General features: G+C 33.9%; 16 protein-coding genes and 1 pseudogene. 10 read left to right on the top strand and 7 right to left on the bottom strand.

All coding sequences use genetic code 11. The features are described 5' to 3' along the window. Positions 1–9: 9 nt before the first annotated feature. The 3 genes and pseudogenes from bcsB to GWI58_RS15985 all read right to left on the bottom strand — a co-directional run bounded on the left by bcsB (position 10) and on the right by GWI58_RS15985 (position 5,017). Positions 10–2,358 (bottom strand): cellulose biosynthesis cyclic di-GMP-binding regulatory protein BcsB, encoded by a 2,349-nt coding sequence (gene bcsB, locus GWI58_RS15995; RefSeq protein WP_161769364.1) that lies wholly within the window; start codon positions 2,356–2,358, stop codon positions 10–12. 2 nt (positions 2,359–2,360) lie between these two features. Then, a pseudogene (gene bcsA, locus GWI58_RS15990) lies at positions 2,361–4,474 on the bottom strand (UDP-forming cellulose synthase catalytic subunit). 147 nt (positions 4,475–4,621) lie between these two features. Further along, on the bottom strand, positions 4,622–5,017 hold the full coding sequence (locus GWI58_RS15985) for a hypothetical protein (RefSeq protein WP_094960145.1): 396 nt from the start codon (positions 5,015–5,017) through the stop codon (positions 4,622–4,624). Positions 5,018–6,459: 1,442 nt separating this feature from the next. Here GWI58_RS15985 and nagK point away from each other — a divergent pair. From nagK to GWI58_RS15940, 9 genes are all read left to right on the top strand, one after another. Beyond that, the gene (gene nagK / locus GWI58_RS15980; protein WP_094960146.1) at positions 6,460–7,371 is read left to right on the top strand and encodes an N-acetylglucosamine kinase; all 912 of its coding nucleotides are present in this window, start codon (positions 6,460–6,462) and stop codon (positions 7,369–7,371) included. A 94-nt stretch (positions 7,372–7,465) separates the two neighbouring features. Then, complete coding sequence (locus tag GWI58_RS15975; RefSeq protein WP_060555969.1) at positions 7,466–8,050, top strand: rhomboid family intramembrane serine protease; 585 nt, start codon at positions 7,466–7,468, stop codon at positions 8,048–8,050. Positions 8,051–8,198: 148 nt separating this feature from the next. Beyond that, positions 8,199–8,603 carry a YgiW/YdeI family stress tolerance OB fold protein gene (locus GWI58_RS15970; protein ID WP_094960153.1) on the top strand — a complete coding sequence of 135 codons (405 nt, stop codon included), beginning with the start codon at positions 8,199–8,201 and terminating at the stop codon, positions 8,601–8,603. Positions 8,604–8,901: 298 nt separating this feature from the next. Next, positions 8,902–9,567 (top strand): DUF1120 domain-containing protein, encoded by a 666-nt coding sequence (locus GWI58_RS15965; RefSeq protein ID WP_012368617.1) that lies wholly within the window; start codon positions 8,902–8,904, stop codon positions 9,565–9,567. 391 nt (positions 9,568–9,958) lie between these two features. After that, complete coding sequence (locus tag GWI58_RS15960; protein WP_161769363.1) at positions 9,959–10,615, top strand: fimbrial protein; 657 nt, start codon at positions 9,959–9,961, stop codon at positions 10,613–10,615. A gap of 613 nt (positions 10,616–11,228) precedes the next feature. Next, positions 11,229–11,867: a fimbrial protein gene (locus tag GWI58_RS15955; RefSeq protein ID WP_161769362.1), complete on the top strand. Its 639-nt coding sequence runs from the start codon at positions 11,229–11,231 to the stop codon at positions 11,865–11,867. 36 nt (positions 11,868–11,903) lie between these two features. Next, on the top strand, positions 11,904–12,206 hold the full coding sequence (locus tag GWI58_RS15950) for a hypothetical protein (RefSeq protein ID WP_229107584.1): 303 nt from the start codon (positions 11,904–11,906) through the stop codon (positions 12,204–12,206). 173 nt (positions 12,207–12,379) lie between these two features. Further along, positions 12,380–14,290: a fimbria/pilus outer membrane usher protein gene (locus tag GWI58_RS15945; RefSeq protein WP_161769361.1), complete on the top strand. Its 1,911-nt coding sequence runs from the start codon at positions 12,380–12,382 to the stop codon at positions 14,288–14,290. Between the two features lie 21 nt (positions 14,291–14,311). Then, on the top strand, positions 14,312–14,986 hold the full coding sequence (locus GWI58_RS15940) for a fimbria/pilus chaperone family protein (RefSeq protein WP_094960150.1): 675 nt from the start codon (positions 14,312–14,314) through the stop codon (positions 14,984–14,986). An 85-nt stretch (positions 14,987–15,071) separates the two neighbouring features. Here GWI58_RS15940 and GWI58_RS15935 read toward each other — a convergent pair whose 3' ends face one another. Further along, positions 15,072–16,592: an MFS transporter gene (locus tag GWI58_RS15935; RefSeq protein WP_094960151.1), complete on the bottom strand. Its 1,521-nt coding sequence runs from the start codon at positions 16,590–16,592 to the stop codon at positions 15,072–15,074. After that, positions 16,585–17,685, bottom strand: a complete 1,101-nt coding sequence (locus GWI58_RS15930; RefSeq protein WP_161769360.1) for an HlyD family secretion protein — start codon at positions 17,683–17,685, stop codon at positions 16,585–16,587. Before GWI58_RS15930 ends, GWI58_RS15935 begins: the two co-directional genes overlap by 8 nt. A 121-nt stretch (positions 17,686–17,806) precedes the next feature. Here GWI58_RS15930 and GWI58_RS15925 point away from each other — a divergent pair, with 121 nt between their 5' ends. After that, complete coding sequence (locus tag GWI58_RS15925; RefSeq protein ID WP_004246569.1) at positions 17,807–18,445, top strand: TetR/AcrR family transcriptional regulator C-terminal domain-containing protein; 639 nt, start codon at positions 17,807–17,809, stop codon at positions 18,443–18,445. Between the two features lie 92 nt (positions 18,446–18,537). Here GWI58_RS15925 and GWI58_RS15920 read toward each other — a convergent pair whose 3' ends face one another. After that, positions 18,538–19,944: a YfcC family protein gene (locus GWI58_RS15920; RefSeq protein ID WP_161769359.1), complete on the bottom strand. Its 1,407-nt coding sequence runs from the start codon at positions 19,942–19,944 to the stop codon at positions 18,538–18,540. Positions 19,945–19,953: 9 nt separating this feature from the next. Then, positions 19,954–21,087, bottom strand: coding sequence for a M20 family metallopeptidase (locus tag GWI58_RS15915; protein ID WP_161769358.1), 1,134 nt, complete (start codon positions 21,085–21,087; stop codon positions 19,954–19,956). Between the last annotated feature and the right edge of the window lie 12 nt (positions 21,088–21,099).

Here is a 21,099-nt window from a genome sequence, read left to right as displayed (position 1 = left end):
TTATTCCCCCTATTTATCAACATGACGCTTTGATATTTCACTCAGGCGACGCGTTGAGCGGCGTTGTAACCAGCAATAAATCACGCTCCCTGTTAGCGCACAAAAACCGACTGCCAACATGCCAAGCAAATAGACATGTCTGGTGCAATACCAAAGAAATTGCTGTAATAGAGGCAGGTCTCCCTGTGAAAAATGTTCTCCTAAATGGAAGCTCATCACCGTATCTTGACCACTAATTAAAGTCAGATCCCCTTTAATAGCGGCATTGACATTTGCATGGTTCAAATCACCAATGATGTTTTTAATTGAGTCATTACCTTTTGCAGTCACTAAAACAACCACACGATCTTTAGCCCAAGGAGAGATAAAACTCATCATTCCCCGCCAATCATTTAACGGAGCAAGATAATTTGCCGCATCACTACTTGGTGATAATGGATCACCGGCTAACCAACTTTTAGCTTTATCTATCAATGAGGGAGATTGGATCTCAAGTTGGTTATTTATAAAAGAGAAGGTTTTTTGTGAAAAAGCACTTGGCAAAAAGCCGTTACTACCTAACTCTCCAATCGCCAAGATATCTTTTTGTGCTAACTGATTTTTTTCTAAGGCTTGCGCACCAAGAAAAACAGAAATATAAGAAACAGGTGTACCGGTTGAATAGCCCGATCTCGCCATTAAATTAACTAAAGTATATAGCTCTTCAGTTGTGGGGTTTTCTGGCAATAATAATGTGGTTTGAGAAAAATCTGCCCGGCGACTAAATGGGAACGATGCACCTGAAAAATAGGCTAAATTAGGCATTCTGGAATAGTGCCACGTATTTTTAAATTGTAAGGTTGATTGCGGATCAATACGGCTAATCAATCCTTGGCCATCCGTTAAAATACAGGGGGCATCATCATACTCATGTAAATCAAAATAGAATTCTAATTGATTTTGACTGTAGATTTGTCGTGGATCTAAATAAAGCGTACTACTTTGCTGTGCACTCTCCATCCCTAACCACTGTCTTAATATTCCTAATGGCTCTGAACGAGAAGGATATAACGCACCAATAAATTGATGGTTTAAAGAGGCAATTAACGAAGAGCGACGGCTATTTATTTTATCTGAATGAGGAAAAACATATTGCAGATCTAAAGGTAGCGCATCTCCATCCCACCAAAAGAGATCGGGTGAGACACGAAACGAAAATTGATTAGGAGCATGATTTATTCCTTGCCGAGTAAAATCATCACGACCATGAGCTATCTCACCCAATGTTACGGGATGATTGGTATTTAACCAACGTGGGGCATCATAATCCTGACGTATCGGAATATGTTGAGCAGCAACCGTTAATTGGTCATTTGGTGGTAATTTGCCACTATTTAATGCCCATGCAGCTTGACGTAATGTTTTTTCATCATCACCGCTAATCAGTAATAATTTAAATACGGGATCAACAGGGTTATCGACTATCGTGAGCTGCCCATTTTTTCCTGATGGTAAGGTAATACCTGCAATAGTCTGTCCGGCATAACCAATTAAAACACCATCACTATCAGGTAGTTGATTCATTAATACAGGTAAATCTATTTGTTTAATATCATGACTAAAACTACCAAACCAAGAAGCAGCAATAGCGGCAGCTGTTACCTGCCCATTATCTGGTTTATCGGCTAAAACAATAGGTAACGAGGTCGCTGTCATTCTGTCAGGATCAAAGAACGGTAGGGGCAGTCGTTCCAAGCTATACCCGCCATTAATCCAACGACCTCGATAATTTAATGATGAATCGGGCGAAATCACCAAACTTAACTCATCAGCTAAAGGAGGCATACACTGCTTTTCATCTAAAGCATCGCGACTGGCAAGGCGAAAACTCAAGTTGTTTACATTGGTCAACATCATTTCAGGGATCTCTAACATATACTCATGTTCTTGCTCACCTTCTTCTAAAGGCAAAAATCCCATAGGTTGACCATTTAGCATCAAATGTAACGTTTGATCGGCTTGCACTAATCCCGATGAAGCTTTCACTTTCATGGTGAGTGTCGCACTATCGATAAACAGATCATTTGCCATACGAAATGTCACGCCGGATAATAAACGTCGACCGGATAATACTATTGGTGATGGACTCCCCATTTGAGCTAATGTTAACTGCTCTTCAATATTACGCGCCTCGGAGAGTGCAACATTATCAAATAGTTGCGTACTTACTGTGGGTTGTAGTGGCGGATGAGTATAAGATGTTGGCTCTGGTAATACTTCACCATCTAGCTCTAGCATTCCTGTTGTCGCATAGCAAAAATGAATACTCGCCATGGCAATAACCGTCAGACTTAGTATTGATGTCAGTTTCTTTTTCATACCTAGTCATCCCCATTAATAGATTGCACAGAGAGAGAGGTTTTTGTTCTTTTTACCGGTGCTTTTACTTTTTGACGACGACCAAAGAACAACTCAAAAATACAGCCAGTGATAGCACCTAACTCTTTTAATGGTTTGTCTTGATATTGTGTTTGATGAACCCAAGCATCTGCTCGACCAAAGATCACCCGTACTAACTTACGGCGTAGATTTAAATCCATTGGTAAAAAAGCGAGACGTAACTGGCTATTTTCTAAACTGACCATTTCCACAGGAAGCGTAACAACATCACGTTGCACCATTAACGTAATGCTATTAACGGTACGCTGGCGTAATTCAGCTATTTTATTAATCGCAATACGCACTCCCCCCATCGAAATATCTTCGGTGGTAGTTTGTAATTCAGCGCCATCATCAAAATGTAAAGTGATAGGAAGTGATGCCTTAATGCGGTTATTTTTACGAATTTGGCGTGTTTCTTTACCTACTGCGATCGATGCCAACACAATAAATAAACTATAAGTTGCCCAAACCAAATTCAATACAATGACTAAAGGGTCGATGCCTTGAAAATCATTTAATAAATAACGAATGATGACCCATGAAATACCCATAACTAGAAGCAGTGCAGTAATAATCAAAGGGCGTACCGTTAGATAATCCATATAGCTTTTATCAAGCAAATCGCCTTTATCAGTGACATTAAATTTACCTAATTTAGGCGAGACTAAACTGAGCAATGTAGGCAGTACTAAACTAAATGCCATCACTGTTTCATAGATTTCTCCCCAGAAAGAATAGCGATATTTACCAATATTTCGTGAGTTTACATACACCGACATAATTAAATGTGGTAATGCAAAGGCAAAAATCATACTGGCAGAAGAGGCGATAATATTGAGGTTGAATAACATAAACAGTAAAGGTGCGGTTAAAAAGATAATCCGAGGCAACCCATACTGAAAATGCATCATCGCATTGAGATAACATAACCGCTGAGGAAACGTTAAGCCACGGCCTAACATAGGGTTATCAACACGAAAGATTTGTGTCATTCCTCTAGCCCAACGAATACGTTGATTAACATGTAATGCTAAACGCTCTGTTGCTAGACCTGCAGCTAAAGGAATATCAATAAATGCCGAATTCCAACCTAAACGTTGTAATTTTAATGCCGTATGGGCATCTTCTGTGACTGTCTCAACCGCAATACCACCAATTTCTTCTAGGGCACTACGACGCATTACCGCACATGAACCACAGAAGAAGGTTGCATTCCAATTATCATTACCTCGTTGAACAGGTCCATAAAAAAGTGCACCTTCGTGAGGGCCGTTTTTGGCGGCACTTAAATTACGTTCAAAAGGATCGGGTGAATAGAAATAGTGTGGTGTTTGCACCAAAGCTAATTTTGGATCTTCAAGGAAATAACCCACCGTTGCCTGTAAAAATATACGGGTAGAGATATGGTCACAGTCAAAGACGCAAATAAGCTCACCATCAGTTAATGCCATTGCGTGATTTAGATTACCTGCCTTAGCGTGATCGTGCTCTTCACGCTCAATATAAGTCACACCAACATCATTGGCGAATTGCTTAAACTCTTCACGGCTACCATCATCCAAAAGATAAACTTTCATTTTATCTTTTGGATAATCAATACCTTGTGCAGCTAAAACCGTATCACGCACCACATCTAAACTTTCGTTATATGTGGGTACATAAATATCCACTGTTGGCCATAACGAGATATCTTTTGGTAATGGTGCTATTTTTCTATTTAATGGCCAAGCTGTTTGGAAATAACCTAATACTAAAATAATCCAAGAGTAGATCTCAGCCAAAAATAATCCTGTACCCAATATCCCTTCAATAGAGGTATTAAAATTAAGTGTGTGGGTTGCTCGCCAATACAGATAACGTGTAGACATTAACAATGATAAAAAAATCATTGTTAATAATCGTTTTTTGACTTTTTAGAGCCAATAATAAATAACAGCAGAATATTAATTATACCAAATATATATTGTTGTTTAGCACTCATTGGCATAACAATAAGCGAAAACATTGTTATTAATAAAAAAGCTGTTATTAATAGTTTAAATAATTTATTCATAACCCCGTACCTTGCCATTGCTATTATTTTCTTTTTTAAGAAAAAATTCATTCTTGGTACGATAGACCAATAAATTCTTTTAAAAAAAGAAAATACCAATAGCTATAAATTGACATAAGTCAATATTATTTATATATAAGAGCTTGTTTAATTAGCTGATGCAATAAATGAAAATATCTTTTGCAATGAGAGCTTTTCATTTACTTGGCACTTATCTGTGGTTTTTTTTTCAAATAACTGATTATCTAGCAAACACTTACTTCGCTTATTAACTCTATTTTTTTCTTTTACTTCCGAGGCTAAATCTTGTGAATAAGAAAGAGAAGTCGCTATATTAGCTGTTTGTTTTTGCCTATTTTTAACTTTAGATATATTCAAGAACTCTTCATTATCCCCTGATAGGGAGTCTTTATTATCCTGTTGATTTATAACACCATTACCAATATTACAGGCTATATTCCCTGTCGTTTGAGAAGAGAAATCTTGAAAAGTAAATCCCTCTTCCTGGAACTTATTTTTTAAATTATTTATATCATCATACATAATATGAACCCTTAAATAATCGCACCTAACACCTTGTCAAACAATTAAAAACCTCACCAAGATAAGGATACGAAAACAATTAAAATAAGCTTATTTAAAAGCTAACACCTAAGAGGTGAAGGACAACTTTCATTTATTTATACAAATCTAAATCATGCAGAGTAATTTTACTTGTAAAATATTTCATCTAATAAAAAAGACACTGTCTAATTGTAAGTAATGATTATTTAATTTGAATTGTATAATTATTTTAATAGGAAATACAACGTCTCCAAAATAGCTATTTTTTGCTCAGCTTGTATTTTATTTTATCTAACTGTGTATTTTTACTTAATACAATGTTAATGAAAAACACAAAAAGAAAGTCACTTTTTAACGTAAAAAAGCAGGTTAATTCCCCATATAATAACGTGATAAAACTAATAACAAATTGTATAAATTTTATAAAAATAAAATCCTGTAATTATTACCTTGTAATATAATTTATTCTAAGAAGAAAAAACATTGAGAAAAGTAATATGAAAAATTTCAGCTACTGATCTTTTTTAAATGTAAAGAATGGCTCACAAAGCAAAATGCGATGTTGTTTTTTGTGTTGATCATCATCAAAAAAAGACACGTTTTTATAAGTGAAAAGTGTATTTTTTTCATAGAGTAGCTAACACATTGTCATGCTATAAAAAGAAAATAACTTTATTTATTCAGACCTATTAAGACAATCTAAAAAAAATAACTTAAAAGTGATGATTTAATAACAATATTCTTTATTGTTTATTAATAGGAAAAACAACTATCATTAACCATAAAATCAGGATAATTAACCAAGATTATATTTTACGTATTAAATAATATTGTTAATAATACTTAATAAAAAGAATAAATATACTAGATACGAATACATTAATTAACTTTAACACTATAATAACAATAAATTTTTAACCAACTGATTTATAATAAATAATGTATACCTTGTAGATACTATTACTATATACACGTATTAATACGTATATTTTTGTTTTTTTATATCATTAAATAGCACTTAACTACGTTTTTATACTAATAAAAACACATCAAATAACAACCATCTATTTTAGATATAATGTTAACGATAACATTTTTACAGCCACTCTTTTTAAGAGTATTCCTATCATATTAATCCATATTTTCTTTATTAAAATCTAAAAACCAGTCATTTTATGATAGTTTTTTCTATTAAAAATGGGGTTAGAAAAAACGTTTCACCTCCTGACAAGATCACAAAATGCGCTTATCTACGATTGTTTCTATGCTATCTTTAATAAATAGTGATAAATCTTATAATCTGTGGAAGTAATAGACAGAGAAAAAACACATTAACTGAAGTGATGACCATTAAGCACCATAGCTTCTTCTCTATTTAATTAAGCTACGGATTACATTTACAGGATAACTAAGAGACTGATATGTATTATGGTTTTGATATGGGCGGCACAAAAATCGAGCTCGCCGTTTTTGATAAAGATCTGACTCAAGTATGGCAAAAACGTGTACCAACGCCAAAGAATGATTATCAAGCTCTATTAAATGTTTTTAAAACACTCACTTTAGAAGCTGATAATGATTTAGGCTGTAAAGGAAAAATAGGTATCGGTGTTCCTGGCATCGTCAACGCAAAAGAAGGAACTGTATTTACCACCAACGTGCCTGCTGCCAAATATAAACCGATGATCCACGATCTGGCTAATATTCTTGAACGCCCCGTCAAAGTTGAGAATGATGCTAACTGTTTTGCCTTATCAGAAGCATGGGATCCTGAATTTCGTCATTATCCTTCAGTACTGGGTTTAATATTAGGTACAGGTGTTGGCGGTGGTTTTGTCATTGATGGCAAAGTACTCTCTGGTAAAAATGGTATTGCCGGTGAAATAGGTCACATGAATCTGAATATAGATGCTGATAATGTGATTGGTGAAACCATGCCAAAAATATTGTGCGGTTGTGGTAGAAAAGCCTGCTTTGAGACTTATTTATCTGGTCGTGGTTTTGAACGTATGTATAAAGCCTTTAATGGCTCACCACAAAGAGCGGTGGATATCGTTGCACAATATTATCAAGGCGATGAACAGACCCAACAGCATGTTGACCGCTATATGAAAGTATTAGCAATTTACCTTAGTAATATTCTGACTGTACTTGACCCACATTTAATTGTTATTGGTGGCGGTTTATCACAATTTGACGCACTGTATACCTTATTACCGGATTATCTCTCACATTGTGTATACGGTAATACACAAATTCCAACAATAGAAAAAGCACGTTATGGTGATGCGGGTGGAGCAAGAGGAGCTGCCTGCTTAAATTTATTAGACTGAATATAATAGAAGAAGAGCCATCTAACAGAAAGGCTCTTCTCTTTACAGTAGATTCATAAATAAAGGTCATCACCTACAATAAAGGCTTATCGTTATGGATCGTCTCTGGCTAAAAAGAAGATTTTATATTCTCGGTGGTTTAACTATCCTTCTTTTCTTACTACAAATTATAGGGAGCCTCTTCCCTGTCCATCTTCTTCAATATGGTATTATTCCAAGAAGCAGCGAAGGTTTATTCGGTATCTTTATTTCACCTTTTATTCATGGATCATGGTCTCACCTTTTTAGTAATTTATTACCTTTTCTTATCCTTAGCTTTTTATTGATGACACAGTCATTACGAGAATATTGCTATTCAAGTATTTTTATCATTATCATCAGTGGATTATTAGTTTGGTTATTTGGGCGTAACGCTATTCATGTCGGTGCAAGTGGGTGGATCTTTGGATTATGGTCACTGCTAATTGCCCATGCTTTTACTCGCCATAAAATTATCGATATCGTCATCGCCTTATTTGTGCTGTTTTATTACGGCTCTATGGCTTATGGATTAATCCCCGGGCAATTAGGAGTTTCTACAGAATCACATATCGCAGGCGTTATCTCTGGGTTGCTTTATGCTTGGTGTGCAAGAAAAATCATTCGTCGGAAAAGCCGTGTAGTAGAAATAATAAAATGAAATAATTACACCATCATTTATCAATAACAAGTTGATAAAATTGATATATTAATACCAATATTTACTTTAATATGCATTTTTATAGGAAGAATTGAACTAGAATTAATCTATCTCTAAGTGAATGTTTAAACCAATAAGCGAGCCTGTTATGAAAAAAATACTAGTTTTATTAATTGGTAGTACATTGGCTTTTGCATCTCAAGCCAATTCAAACCAACAAAATAGTGGTGGTTTTGTTGCCCCACAAAGCGCTATCACCACCACAGAGCAAGGTGGATTTAAAGGCCCTTCAATTAGCGAAACCACCGTTGCTAAAGCAAAAACACTTTCAGATGATACTTGGGTTATCTTAACAGGCAAAATCAGCAAAAAAATTGGTGATGAGCTTTATGTTTTTGAAGACACAACAGGTGCTATTAATGTTGAAATAGACCAAAAAAGATGGCGTGGTCAAACCGTTACGCCTGAGAATACCGTAAAAATTGAAGGTAAGATCGATAAAGAGTGGACAAGTACTGAAATCGATGTAAAACAACTGAGCATTGTTAAATAACTATACTCTTTAAAAAGACACATAAAGATTAAAACATTATGTGTCTTTTTATTTATTCCCTTCTTTTATCCTTATCCATTGATGCTTCCTCCATCAATTTATCATTGAACTATGAACAATATAGCGCCACCGTTTTATTGTTATCTCCGCCACAAAAGCTTTTTTGATTGTTTTTATTTTAAGTAAGAAAAAATACTTAAATTACGTAATTATTAAATATTTTTTATAAAAAAAACAAAACGCATCAAAAAATGACGGCTATAATTTGATAAATTACTATACCGCCATAGGAGGATGTATGTTTAAAAAATATTTATTAGCAATTTCTTTATTAGCATTATCCAGCGGTACTACTTTAGCAGCTAACCCTATTGCTAAATTAAAAGTCACAGGAAGGATAAAACCTCCGACTTGTACTATCAATAATGAAGAACAAGAAGCCACAATCATCTACAACTTTGATATCACTCCAGGTCTTTTCCCTGAAAAGGGTGACTTAAAGTTAGCAGGTCAATCAAAAAACATTGTTATTTCTTGTGATTCAAGTACTTATTTAGCTTTTGTTGCAACAGATAATAGATTAGGAACACAGAGCCAAGAAAGTGAAGCCTTCTTTGGTTTAGGTCACTATCAATTTAAAAATAAAGATGATGGAAAAAATGCAGAAACAAAAGTGGGCTATTACACCATCAATATCAGCAATGCCACTGTCAAAAAAGAAGATGGTAGTAAGTTTGAAAAAGCTTATATCAAATCTAACAACGCCACGACATCAGTTCCTAATACATTAATTCATAAACAAAGTGAGTATGGTTGGGCTTTGCCTGGTAAGACATCTGTTGCAGGAAAATCTTTTGCTGCTGACTTTGAAGTCAAACCCGTCATTAATAGCCAAATGAAAAAAATCGAAGGTGAAGCTGAGTTAGATGGCTTAGCCACTTTGACATTTCAATTTGGTATTTAATATTAATAAAGCGTAAGGTATTTAACAAATACCGTACACTTTTTATTATATGCTTTTTTATTTATTATAATAAGACTCGTATTTAAATACTCAAACAAAGAAGGTAATTTATTAATTATCTTATTTTGATTTAAATAACAATCAATGATTATCTTATTAAGATTAAAATGTTTAATTCTTATCTTTTTTATACATTTAAAGTTTATTTAATTACAAATACTATTTTTTATTTTTTATCAGCGTATAATTATTTGTAAGGTATTCTTATTAAGATAATAATATAAATAAGCAACTTAAAAAGTTGAGAGCATTTTATTATTTCAGAAAAATAAAGTGCATTAAAAAGGTATATATATCGAATTAAGATATATATACTTCCACAGGAGGATGTATGTTTAAAAAAAGTTTATTAGCTGTTTCTTTACTTGCTCTAACAAGTAGTGTTGCCTTTGCTGCTGCACCTACTGCTAAATTAAAAGTTATCGGTACTATTCAACCCCCTACTTGTACAATTAATGGGGAAGCAAGTGAAACTACTGTTGAATATAATTTCGATGTTAGCCCTGGCGTTTTTCCAGCAAAAGGTAATCTAACATTAGAACCAATATCACACAACATTACTGTAACTTGTGATGCTAAAACCTATTTAGCTTTTGTTCCTACAGATGATAGAGCAGGCACAGAATTAGAAGAGAATGAGGCTAACTTTGGTTTAGGTACATACCAAACTAAAGATAAAGATGGAGAACCTGAAGAGACTAAAGTAGGTTTCTATGGTATTACCATGAAAAATGCGACAGTAAAATCAACTGCTGATGCTGAAGAAACTAAAGTTTCTGTATACTACAATGGTGCTGTAAACAATTCTCAAGACCTTAAAAAAGAAAAAGCGTTTGCGTGGGCTACAAGCGCTGATGATTTCTCTGCGGGTGAAATATTTGCAGCTGATTTTGAAGTCAAGCCAACTATCAATAGTGTACTAAAAAATAGTGATGGTGATGCTAAATTAGATGGTTTAGCAACTCTTGCTTTCCAATTTGGTATCTAATTAAATTAATTTAAAATAGAATGTAAGAAATTAAACAGATTTCTTACATTCTTATTTTTTCAAAATAATAACCTTTTCGATAATATCAAAAAAACTATCAAGAAAAAACAATCTATATCTTACAATTGAATATAGAACCCTATCAAATAAAGAGAGTCAGCTTTTGATAAATTATATTATATTTAATCTTTTGTTAAATTATTACTGTAAAAATATTATCCAAGAATGTTAATCATTTATATATTATTATAATATATAAATGCAATCTTATTTAGATTATTTTTATATACTTTTAGTCACTCTAAAAACTTGAGACTTTTATTATTTGAAATCAAATAACGTAAGAAATCATGTTGGTTTCTTACGTTTTTATTTAAATATTTTTATAAATTATCAGATATAGAAAGTCTTTTATTAATTATCTTATATAGACTATATTTTTTAGAGTAGCCGATTTGATATAGAATATAAAAAACCATTTTAAAATCACCAATTAAATTACAAGACTGTTTTTTATTTTCTATAAGCGTATAATTAATTAAAAATTATTATAAAGGTCGAATTAGTTAAATACATCAGAAAAAGAAACTACACTAGCTGGCTTTAGGTTATTATGAATATTATAAAATCTTTTTATTTTACCTTACCATTTTTAAGTATTTCATTAGTATCAACATCTGCTTTTGCAGATATTTATAACGATCTAACACCATCATTTAATGATGATTGTTTTGTGTCACAAAAAGATATAACCATAGAGTATCATAATCTTAACGCTTATATGTTTAAATCTAATGAAAATAATAAGTTAGATGATCGTTATACATTAATAAATATAAGCTGTCCTTCACCTGTATCACCTGTACTATTTTCAATAAAAGCAGATGAAAAAATGGGAACAACCACAGATAATGATCAAACTCATTTTGGCCTTGGCACTATAAATACAACAGGTAAGATTGGTTTTTTTCAGGTATCTGTTGAAAAAGCCACAGTAGATGGTATTGATGTTAATATTTATGAAACAGATAACGAAAATAATATTGGCATAATAAAAACAAGCCCACAATTAAAAATAGGCACTCTAAACGGATTTAGTCAAGATGGTGTAACACCTTCGAAAGGGAATAACTATCAATTAAAGTTAAAAATTTCACCAACAATTTATAGTTTAAAAGAAACAAATGGCCCTCTTGTCGATGGTGGAGAACTTTCAGGCTCTCTATTATTCGATTTTTCATTTGGATCTTAAAATTTAAAAACGCGACGTTTTACTATGGGGTTCATTATGCATTTTCGATATCGTAAAATGATATTTTTATTATTAGCTTATCTAATTAACAATAATTTAGCATTAGCTGATAATAAAAATATCGAGTTTGATATTGACTCACTTAAATCTCTTGGTTATGGCAGTGAAATCGCTGATTATTTTAAAGAAGGAAGTCATTTTCTTCCTGGTTATCATGATGTAACAATTATAGTAAATAGTAGCCTTAACTATTCTGATAATATTCTTATTAATGAATCAGGTAATCTTTGCTTAAATAATCAATTAGTAGATAAGCTGAAATTAAAAAAAAAGAGATAAATTCAGATTGTGCTGATTTTTTAGAGATATATCCTGAATCAGATATTACCTATCACCCAAATAACAACTCTATTGATATCACTATTAATGATGATTACTTCGATCAAAGTGCCTATGGTAATGAATTAACCTATGGTGGCTTAGGAGTATTCAACAACTATAGAATCTATGGTATGAAGTTAAATGGCTCTAATAATAGGAGTTTTTATCAAGGTGATTTTAAAACAGGTATAAATTTTTATAATTGGATTTTACGTAATAACAGTAGCTTTTCTTCAGGTGATGGGAAAACTTACTATAGATTTAATGAAACAACGCTTTCACGTACAATAGAGCGCATCAAAGCCATTTTACAATTAGGCCAAATTACATCTAATAGTGAGTTATTAGATAGTGCTGATGTGAATGGTTTTCAATTATATTCAGATAGTAGCTATCAAAACAGTAAGTTGACAGTTCCTATTACTGGGATGTCTGAAAAACCGGCTACCGTTGAAGTCACTCAAAATAATCGATTGTTATATAGAACGATAATACCTGCAGGCCCTTTCCAATTAAATAACATTAGTGGTGTATCATCAAGTCAACCATTACATGTCAAAGTTATTCAAGATGATGGTACTATTCAAGAATTTGATGTTATTACATCAAATAAAGACTTAAAAAATCCACAAAGTAGTACCAGCTTTAACTTTTTTATGGGGAAATATAGAAAAAATTCAAGTGATGAACGCATACATACTCCTTTTATTGCCGGTTTGGAAGGTGGCATTAATTATTTAAATCATAATTTTCTAGGGGGTATGGAAATATCATCAAAATATAAGTCCATTGTAGGTAGCGTAAATAGCATTTTTGGTGAACATCGCCCTTTATCTACTGGCTTTGGCATTAAATATGCATCTTCTAATAAAGGTGATGGCTTCCAAGCAAATGCTAATTTAAGTTTACCTGTATCAGTATTCTCACTAGGCTTATCAACTATATATCGTTCACGCAACTATTCCACACTCTATGAATCTCTACAAATAGATAATATAGAAGACAAATTAGATGATAATCTTGCTAATAATCAGACAAAAACATCAAGCTCATTATCTCTAAGTTTAGGAAATCAACGTTATGGATCACTGAGTTATATCCTTAGCTATAACCAATATTATGGTGATAAAAAAGACAATTATTCAAATACCATTTCTTATGGAAAAAGATTTCCATTTATGTCTTTTAATATTAGCTATCAAAAAAGTAGTAATTTTGAAGATCGTACATTTGTAAACATCAATGTACCTATTAATAATTCATCATCATTTAGTACTCAATACCAACATTATAAAACCTCATCTTTAACAACAAATTATAGTAATTATTATAATGATTTATTTAGATATTCTATCGGGGCTACTGCTGATAAAGATAGTAAAGATAAGAATATTAGCGGTAATATCAATGCAACAACCGCTTACAGCCAAATTAGTGCGACAGGCTCCTTTAGTAATAATAATCAAAAATCGGCGATGCTGACAGCATCTGGCGCTATTGCTTATAGTGACGGTTTATTTGCTACTTCTCCTGTGGAGTTAGGAGATACTTTCGGTATTTTACATGTTCCAGGACAATCTGGTATTTTAGTTAACTCTATGGGTGGTGGTACGACAATAACTAATCACTTTGGTACTGCCGTTATTCCTAACTTACCCGTAAATAAAAAAACAACTGTTCTATTAAATACTAAAAATTTACCACTCAATGTTATGTTAGGCACAACATCCTTTGATATTGCATTGGCAAAAGGTACTGTTTTTTCTCGTGAGATCCCCGTCAATACAATGAAGCAAGTTTTATTAGAAATAAAAAAACCAGATGGTAAACCTGTTAATACAGCAAATAGTGTTATTGATGATAAGGGAAATCTAATAGGTGTTATTATGGGGGATGGTAATGTTATAATAAGTAATGAGCAAATCGGTAAGCCACTAAAAGTAAAATCAGATAATGGTGACATCTGTTCTATTGATTATTCAGTTCCAGAAGAATTTAATCCAGACTTTTTATATGAAAAAGTTGATGCAATTTGTAAGTAATACAAAGAGGATAGTCTAATTATGAAAATACTAAAAGGAATGATTTTTCTCATTCTATTAATAAGCCATTTTTCTCATGCGAGTTTTCAATTGGAAACCATGACTGTTATTTTAGATTCAGAAGAGCCAAGAAAGATTTTTAATGTTAAAAATACGGGTAGTGAACCTATTTTATTATCAACAAAAGTCAGCGATTTAGATAACCAACACGAAATAGCAAAAAATATTATTATAACTCCACCTATTACAAGAATAGATCCAGATCAAAGTCAGAATATTAATTTCATTCTAAAAGACGGTATTGAATTTGATGATGAACAAATTTTAAAAGCCTCTTTTCAAGGTATTGGTGTTGCAAAGGCCAATTCAACAAAAATGCCTATCAGACAAGATATTGCGATGTTAATTATTCCAAAAGGGTTAACCATAGAGCGTGAACCTTGGAAAAATCTAGAAGTAAAACAAGTCAATAATCAATTAATATTAAAGAATAATGGTAAACAAGTTATTCGTATGGCTCCCGCTTTTAGCTCTTTACCAAGCAATAACGGTTATAGTATTGGTCAATTTTATATTCGTCCTCAAGAAGAAATTAAAGTTGATGTAAAAGAAAAGTTAACAGAAATAAAAATATCACCTTTAAGTCGTTATGGATTTAAATTAGCAGGTGATGCAAAAATAAAAGTTAATGGTTAAGTAATAATTATAAAAATACTTTTCCAAATAAAATATAAAAACCTCGAAATAGTCATTCGAGGTTTTTTATATTTTATTATAATAATTATTTTACTAACCTTGGTACAACAGGATTTTCTGGTGACGATTTTAAAAATGACATACAAAGAGCACCTAAAATAACCAAGAGCATAATCAAATCAAAACCATCAATAAAAGAGGCTACATGTGCTTCTCTTATTACTAATGCCATCGTTGTTTGATAATGTTCAGCAATATTCCCTGCTAATTTTTGCTCACCAGTTTGTATGTATCCTCTTAACAAATCATAATGAGTATCATATGAGATCCTCAAATAAGTATTGATAATAGCTCCTGCAAGGGCTGGCATTAATACTCTCGCTATCGAAATATATGCCCCTAAATGTAACGCTTCTTGTGGCTTGATATTAGTAACAAATGAGGCAATTAATCCGATAAGTAGCAAACATTCCCCCATTGCTTGCATAGATATGACAATAAAGAAATCATTAGCTCGCCACTGATAATCAATTTGATGACCGATTAAACATGCTCCTCCAATAATCATAATACCTATTAACATCATTAATCGTGGCTCTAAACGCCGTGCAAGAAAAATAGCTATTGGACTACATAATAGATAGACAAAGAAGGCAAGATTAGTAACTTGACCTATTTGTAGTGGTTTCAACCCACCAACAACACTCAAAAATGAAGGTATAAATAACGAATTAGGTAACATCAAAAAGCCATATAAACAGGCAATAATAAAGCAGAGCCGTAAATTACTATCTTTGATCCAATTTAAGTGGCCAAAGCTTTGTTTATAAATATAAGCTCTAATAATAAATGTCCCCATCAATATAGCGCTACCGATTAAGCAAGACACGACCAGCCCAGAATCCCACCAACCTAACAATTCACCTTGAACGACACCAATATATAATAGTGTTAATCCTAAGCATTTAAGCGCCATTCCCCCCCAATCACTTTGAGCGAGCAATGATTTATTAATAGGTGAGAGAGGCATTCCCCACCAGGTAAAAAATAGGATGACTAAGGTGAAAATAGCGGATAACCAATAAATCCAATGCCAATTCAATATGTCAACAAATTCTCCTGAGATCCCCACTCCCGCATCCATTCCTACAGAAACACGTAAGCTATAAGCCGCCATAACGATTAGCCAAACATTGGGATTTAAACTTTTTAAGGCTAATGAAATCGTCATCGGCAAATAAACTCCGATACAAAATCCAATCATAAAATGAGCAATAAAAAGTCCGCCAAAACCAATCTGTTGTCCTATTATGGGAACCGCTAATCCACAACAAAAAAGGATAAAACTCGCACTGATTAATATTTTTTCTGCGCCATAAACCACCATAAACCAAGGCACAAGAGTCATACTGATCAATTGAGCTATATTAAGAGCCACATTCAACCAAGATCCTTGGGCAACATCTAAACCAAACACGCCTCTTAAATCCGCTAACGAGATAGAAAACATACGTACAAAGAGTGTTGATAAAATAGCTCCGGTAAAAACAGCTATAACAACAAAAATAGGACGATGATTTTGTGCTGCTGATAATAATTTAATCACTGCGATCCCCCTCCTCTACAGGAAGGCTTTCTGTGTCAATTTTCACTTGCACAGACATACCCGCTCTTAATTTAGCTAAGTGTCGGTTATCACTATTGAGCGTGATATAAACCGGAATACGTTGTACTACTTTAGTAAAATTACCACTGGCATTATCCGCAGGAATAAGAGCTGACTCACCACTACTTTGTGCGCCGATATATCTCACTTTTCCTGAAAAAACATCGGTAGGAAAAGCATCAACTTTGATAGCAACAGATTGTTCTGGCTGTACTTTTTTTATTTGTGTCTCTTTTAAATTGGCAATAATGTATACATCGTTAATCGGTGTTAAAGTCACAATTTCGCTACCCGCAGTCACAAGTCTACCGATATTGACTTTTATTTTATTTAATTGCGCATCGAAAGGAGCCTTAATAGTCGCGTATGAAAGCTCCGTTTCAGCCTGCTGATACTGTGTTTGAGCGATATCTTTTTGTGCCAGACGTATTTTTTCTTGAGATTTTAGTAATACCAGTGCTTGTTTAGCCTGATCCCACTCATTTTTCGCAGCACTTTGTAATTTCATTAAACGTTGCAAATCAGATTGAGCATCTAAATAATTTTGTTGTGTGATAGCCCCACTATTAATTAAATCTTTACGCAACATTGGGCTGCGCTTGGCTTGGGTAACATCAATAACTGATGCTTGATAACGATTAGCTAATTTCTCAATATTTAATTGATATTCTTTAATTTCTTCAGTGAGATTATCTAAAGCTAATTGGGCTTTTTGATACTCTGCTAATGCCGCTTGCCGATTTAATATTTGTTCTTTCTTATTAATTTCAGCAATGACCTCACCACGTTTTACTACTTGGTAATCCTCTTTATTAATCTGAGAAATAAACCCAGTCATTCGTGATTTCAATATCGTTGAGTCCGCTTTTATGTAAGCGTTATCTGTTGTTTGATAACGAGCATCACTCCACCAGCGATCCCAATCTGCAGTCGCTATACCAATAAACGCAACAACACATATCACAGTGATCCAAGGTGTATAAACCATCACTAACTGCATGATTTTTTCTTTTTTTGATTGAATATTTTCCATCTTTCTACTCCTAAGCAAAGCTTAGTGATATTTAACTTTTGCTTTAATCTAACATTGTTAGGTTTGATAAATATGTTAAACTAACATTGTTAGATAGAAAAGAGGAAAATGAGAATTATTTATGAAAAGCCCTAAAATTGATCGATTAAATGTGTTGGATACGGCGCTTTCTTTGCTGGAAAAAGAAGGGATTGAAGGCTTAACAATGCGAAAACTGGCAGATGCATTACATATAAAAGCCGCCTCTCTCTACTGGCATTTTGATAATAAACAAACGCTTATTGAGGGAATGGCAGATCGTATAGTCAGTGAAGTCGCTGTTGATTTTCACTATAGCCAAGATTGGAAAGCGGATCTAAAACGTCTAGCAACAGAGCTAAGAGAAGCTTTTTTACAACATCGTGATGGTGCTAGAGTTTTTGCCGGAACCTATGTGATTTCTGAGAATGTGTTACGTATAAACAATACGCTTATTACTTTAATTATGCAGTCTGGTGCATCTGCTGAGTTAGCGAGCAATATGTCGATGACCTTACTCTATTTTATTTTAGGGTGTTGCATTGAACAGCAAGCTATCACGCTTATTGATAGTGAAATTTTAATGCAAAAACGACTCGCTTTTGAACAAATTGTACGTGATAAATACCCTCAAACTTGGCAAGTAAGAGAAATTCTTTTTGCTGATGATTTTGCTATGCGTTTTAATTTTGGCTTAGAGCAATTAGTCACAGGGTTTGAACACCAACTGATGACACCATGAGGTTGGTTTAAAAAGGCCGTTTGTAACTAAACAAACGGCACTTTATTTATACTTAATAACCTATTTATCGTTAATAATCCGTTAGTACGAAGCTACACTGGTCCATAACTTATTGCGGTAGCAATACCAATTGCAGCCATACCTATCACGACCCAAATCATTAAAATAGGGAATACAAATTTAACCCAACGCGTCCACGGCACTTTACCTACCGCCAGTACCGCCATAAGTACACCTGATGTTGGGGTAATAATATTGGTAAAGCCATCACCGAGTTTTAAAATAAGGACACCGGTTTGACGTGTAAGATCAAGAATATCGAGAATAGGCACCATAATAGGCATAACGATCGATGCTTGTCCCGTTCCTGATGTGACTAGCAAGTTAAATAGTAAATTAAAGAAATAAAGTAATTGAGCGCCCCAAAAGTGAGAGGTTTGCTGTAATGGCACTAATGTGGCTTGTACAATAGAATCAAGCACTCGTCCTTCATCTAAAATAACAATAACCGCTCTGGCGATCCCCACCACCAATGCCCCATACACTAAAGATTGAGCACCTTTCATAAAGGTTTTGATATAGTCATTAGGGGCAATTTTAAACATAGCCGCCACAACAATGCTCATCATAATAAAAATGGCTGATAGATGTTCAATCCCCCATTTATATTCAAAAGCGCCATATAAAAACAAACCTATAAACGCTATAAATACCACCAAACTCAATTTTTGCCTCAATGAGAAGGTACTATCTAATGATTGAGTGTGTGGCTGTTCATAATCAGGATCATCTTTAGCTATTCCATACATATAACTGGTCGTTGGATCATTCGCAATACGTCTGGCATACCAGACAATATAGGCAATAGTGACAACAATTAAGATAGCGAATAATACAACTCGAAAAATAACACCAGAAAAAAGAGGAACTTCAGCTAATGTTTGTGCAGTACCTAAAATAGTTGGATCTAATACACCAACCGCATTACCTGCATAATAGCCTAAATAAACAACTGCAACCCCCGTAATAGCATCAAGTTTCATTGATCGCGAAAGGGCTATTCCTATAGGGATAAACGCAATAACGGCATTGGCCGCAAGCCCAAGGGATGACAACATACCAAAAATAAAAGCAACCGTAATAATAAGAGATTGATAATTACCTTTGGTTTTAACAATAAGCGCATTAATACCTGAATCAATAGCACGGGTGCGATCATAAATGGCAATCGCGCCACCAATCATAAAGATCAAGAAAATAATACTGGCAGATTGTTTTAACCCTACAGGAATTGCATAAAACACATCCATCAATGAAGCTGGATTTTGTGCAACATAATTAAAGCTATTAGGGACAACGCGGTTTAATCCATTAACGGTTTCCCGCTGATAACTTCCCGCGGGGATCAAATAGGTGGCGATGGCCGCTAAAATAACGATGCCAAAAATAATAATAAAGGCATCAGGCATAGCCCATTTTATTTTTTTACTCTTTTCCATACATTCACCTTATTGAGACAGACGCTTAATAACATTTGCAAATAGCACTGTTCTTTCGGTCAATGACGGTAAATCGAGATATTCTTTATCACTATGTTGATAGCCACCAATAGGGCCTAAACCATCAACACTTGGCGTACCCACACCGGCAGTAAATGAAGCATCAGATCCTCCTCCGGTTGAAATATCTTCAATAGCTAAGCCAATTAAATCCGCTTGCTGTTTAATGATTTCTATTAAATTGGCACTTTCAGGTGTTTTCTCCATTGGAGGGCGATTAATGCCACCTTTTAGCGTTAATTTAACCCCCGCTAACACAGGTTGACTACAAACTTCTCTGACTTGCTTATCAATTTCAATACCCTGCTCATCCGTTGAAATACGCACATCGATTTCAGCTCGTGCATGGGGTGCAACCGTATTGACAGATGTACCACCAGAAATCAGTCCGACATTAACGGAAAGACCTTCAGCATGGCGAGAAAGCGCATGTAGGGCCTGAATTTTGTATGAGAGCTCTTGAATAGCACTAATTCCTGCTTCTGGTGCAATACCTGAGTGAGATGCTTTCCCTTCAATCAACAGCTCATAAGTTCCAACACCTCGACGAGCGCTAACAATGGCACCATTCGCACGAGCAGGCTCCATAATTAATGCATAAGCTTTATTTTTGGCATATTTTTCAATTAAATGACGCGATGTTTTTGACCCTATTTCTTCATCACAGTTAAGTAATATTTCAACATTTTGATAAGAGAGATCGCCACTTTGTTTGAGTGCATTAATCGCATAGTAAGTTAAAACATGGCTGGCTTTCATATCAATAACACCGGGGCCATAGGCACGGGAGCCATCGATACTAAATGGACGCTCTGCTACTGTTCCTTTAGGAAATACGGTATCTAAATGTGCAGCAATAAAAATTTGTGGGTTTGTGGCATCTTTATGAACTAAACGGTAGTTATTCCCTAGTTGTTCATTTTCAAATACTTCAACAACAAAACCTAATTTTTGGTAGCGTTGAATTAAAATATCGGCGACTGCATCAACCCCTTGTTTATCATAAGAGCCGCTATCGATATTCACTAACTCCTTTAGAAAATCAACCATTTCATCATATTGTGAATTAATTGTGTGTTGCATTTTATTTACCTC

The sequence above is a fragment of the Proteus sp. G2674 genome, from assembly GCF_009915195.1.
GTDB classification, from domain to species: domain Bacteria; phylum Pseudomonadota; class Gammaproteobacteria; order Enterobacterales; family Enterobacteriaceae; genus Proteus; species Proteus mirabilis.
Note: the sequence above shows the minus strand (reverse complement) of the source record. Positions and strands in the feature narration are given on the sequence as shown.

Bases quoted from the DNA above. Each gene is read 5' to 3' on its own strand.
- GWI58_RS15965 (WP_012368617.1), top strand. From the start codon at position 8,902: ATGTTTAAAAAATATTTATTAGCAATTTCTTTATTAGCATTATCCAGC.
- GWI58_RS15920 (WP_161769359.1), bottom strand. From the start codon at position 19,944: ATGGAAAAGAGTAAAAAAATAAAATGGGCTATGCCTGATGCCTTTATT.
- nagK (WP_094960146.1), top strand. From the start codon at position 6,460: ATGTATTATGGTTTTGATATGGGCGGCACAAAAATCGAGCTCGCCGTT.
- GWI58_RS15925 (WP_004246569.1), top strand. From the start codon at position 17,807: ATGAAAAGCCCTAAAATTGATCGATTAAATGTGTTGGATACGGCGCTT.
- bcsB (WP_161769364.1), bottom strand. From the start codon at position 2,358: ATGAAAAAGAAACTGACATCAATACTAAGTCTGACGGTTATTGCCATG.
- GWI58_RS15985 (WP_094960145.1), bottom strand. From the start codon at position 5,017: ATGTATGATGATATAAATAATTTAAAAAATAAGTTCCAGGAAGAGGGA.
- GWI58_RS15975 (WP_060555969.1), top strand. From the start codon at position 7,466: ATGGATCGTCTCTGGCTAAAAAGAAGATTTTATATTCTCGGTGGTTTA.
- GWI58_RS15960 (WP_161769363.1), top strand. From the start codon at position 9,959: ATGTTTAAAAAAAGTTTATTAGCTGTTTCTTTACTTGCTCTAACAAGT.
- GWI58_RS15945 (WP_161769361.1), top strand. From the start codon at position 12,380: ATGAAGTTAAATGGCTCTAATAATAGGAGTTTTTATCAAGGTGATTTT.
- GWI58_RS15915 (WP_161769358.1), bottom strand. From the start codon at position 21,087: ATGCAACACACAATTAATTCACAATATGATGAAATGGTTGATTTTCTA.
- GWI58_RS15950 (WP_229107584.1), top strand. From the start codon at position 11,904: ATGCATTTTCGATATCGTAAAATGATATTTTTATTATTAGCTTATCTA.
- GWI58_RS15955 (WP_161769362.1), top strand. From the start codon at position 11,229: ATGAATATTATAAAATCTTTTTATTTTACCTTACCATTTTTAAGTATT.
- GWI58_RS15940 (WP_094960150.1), top strand. From the start codon at position 14,312: ATGAAAATACTAAAAGGAATGATTTTTCTCATTCTATTAATAAGCCAT.
- GWI58_RS15970 (WP_094960153.1), top strand. From the start codon at position 8,199: ATGAAAAAAATACTAGTTTTATTAATTGGTAGTACATTGGCTTTTGCA.
- GWI58_RS15930 (WP_161769360.1), bottom strand. From the start codon at position 17,685: ATGGAAAATATTCAATCAAAAAAAGAAAAAATCATGCAGTTAGTGATG.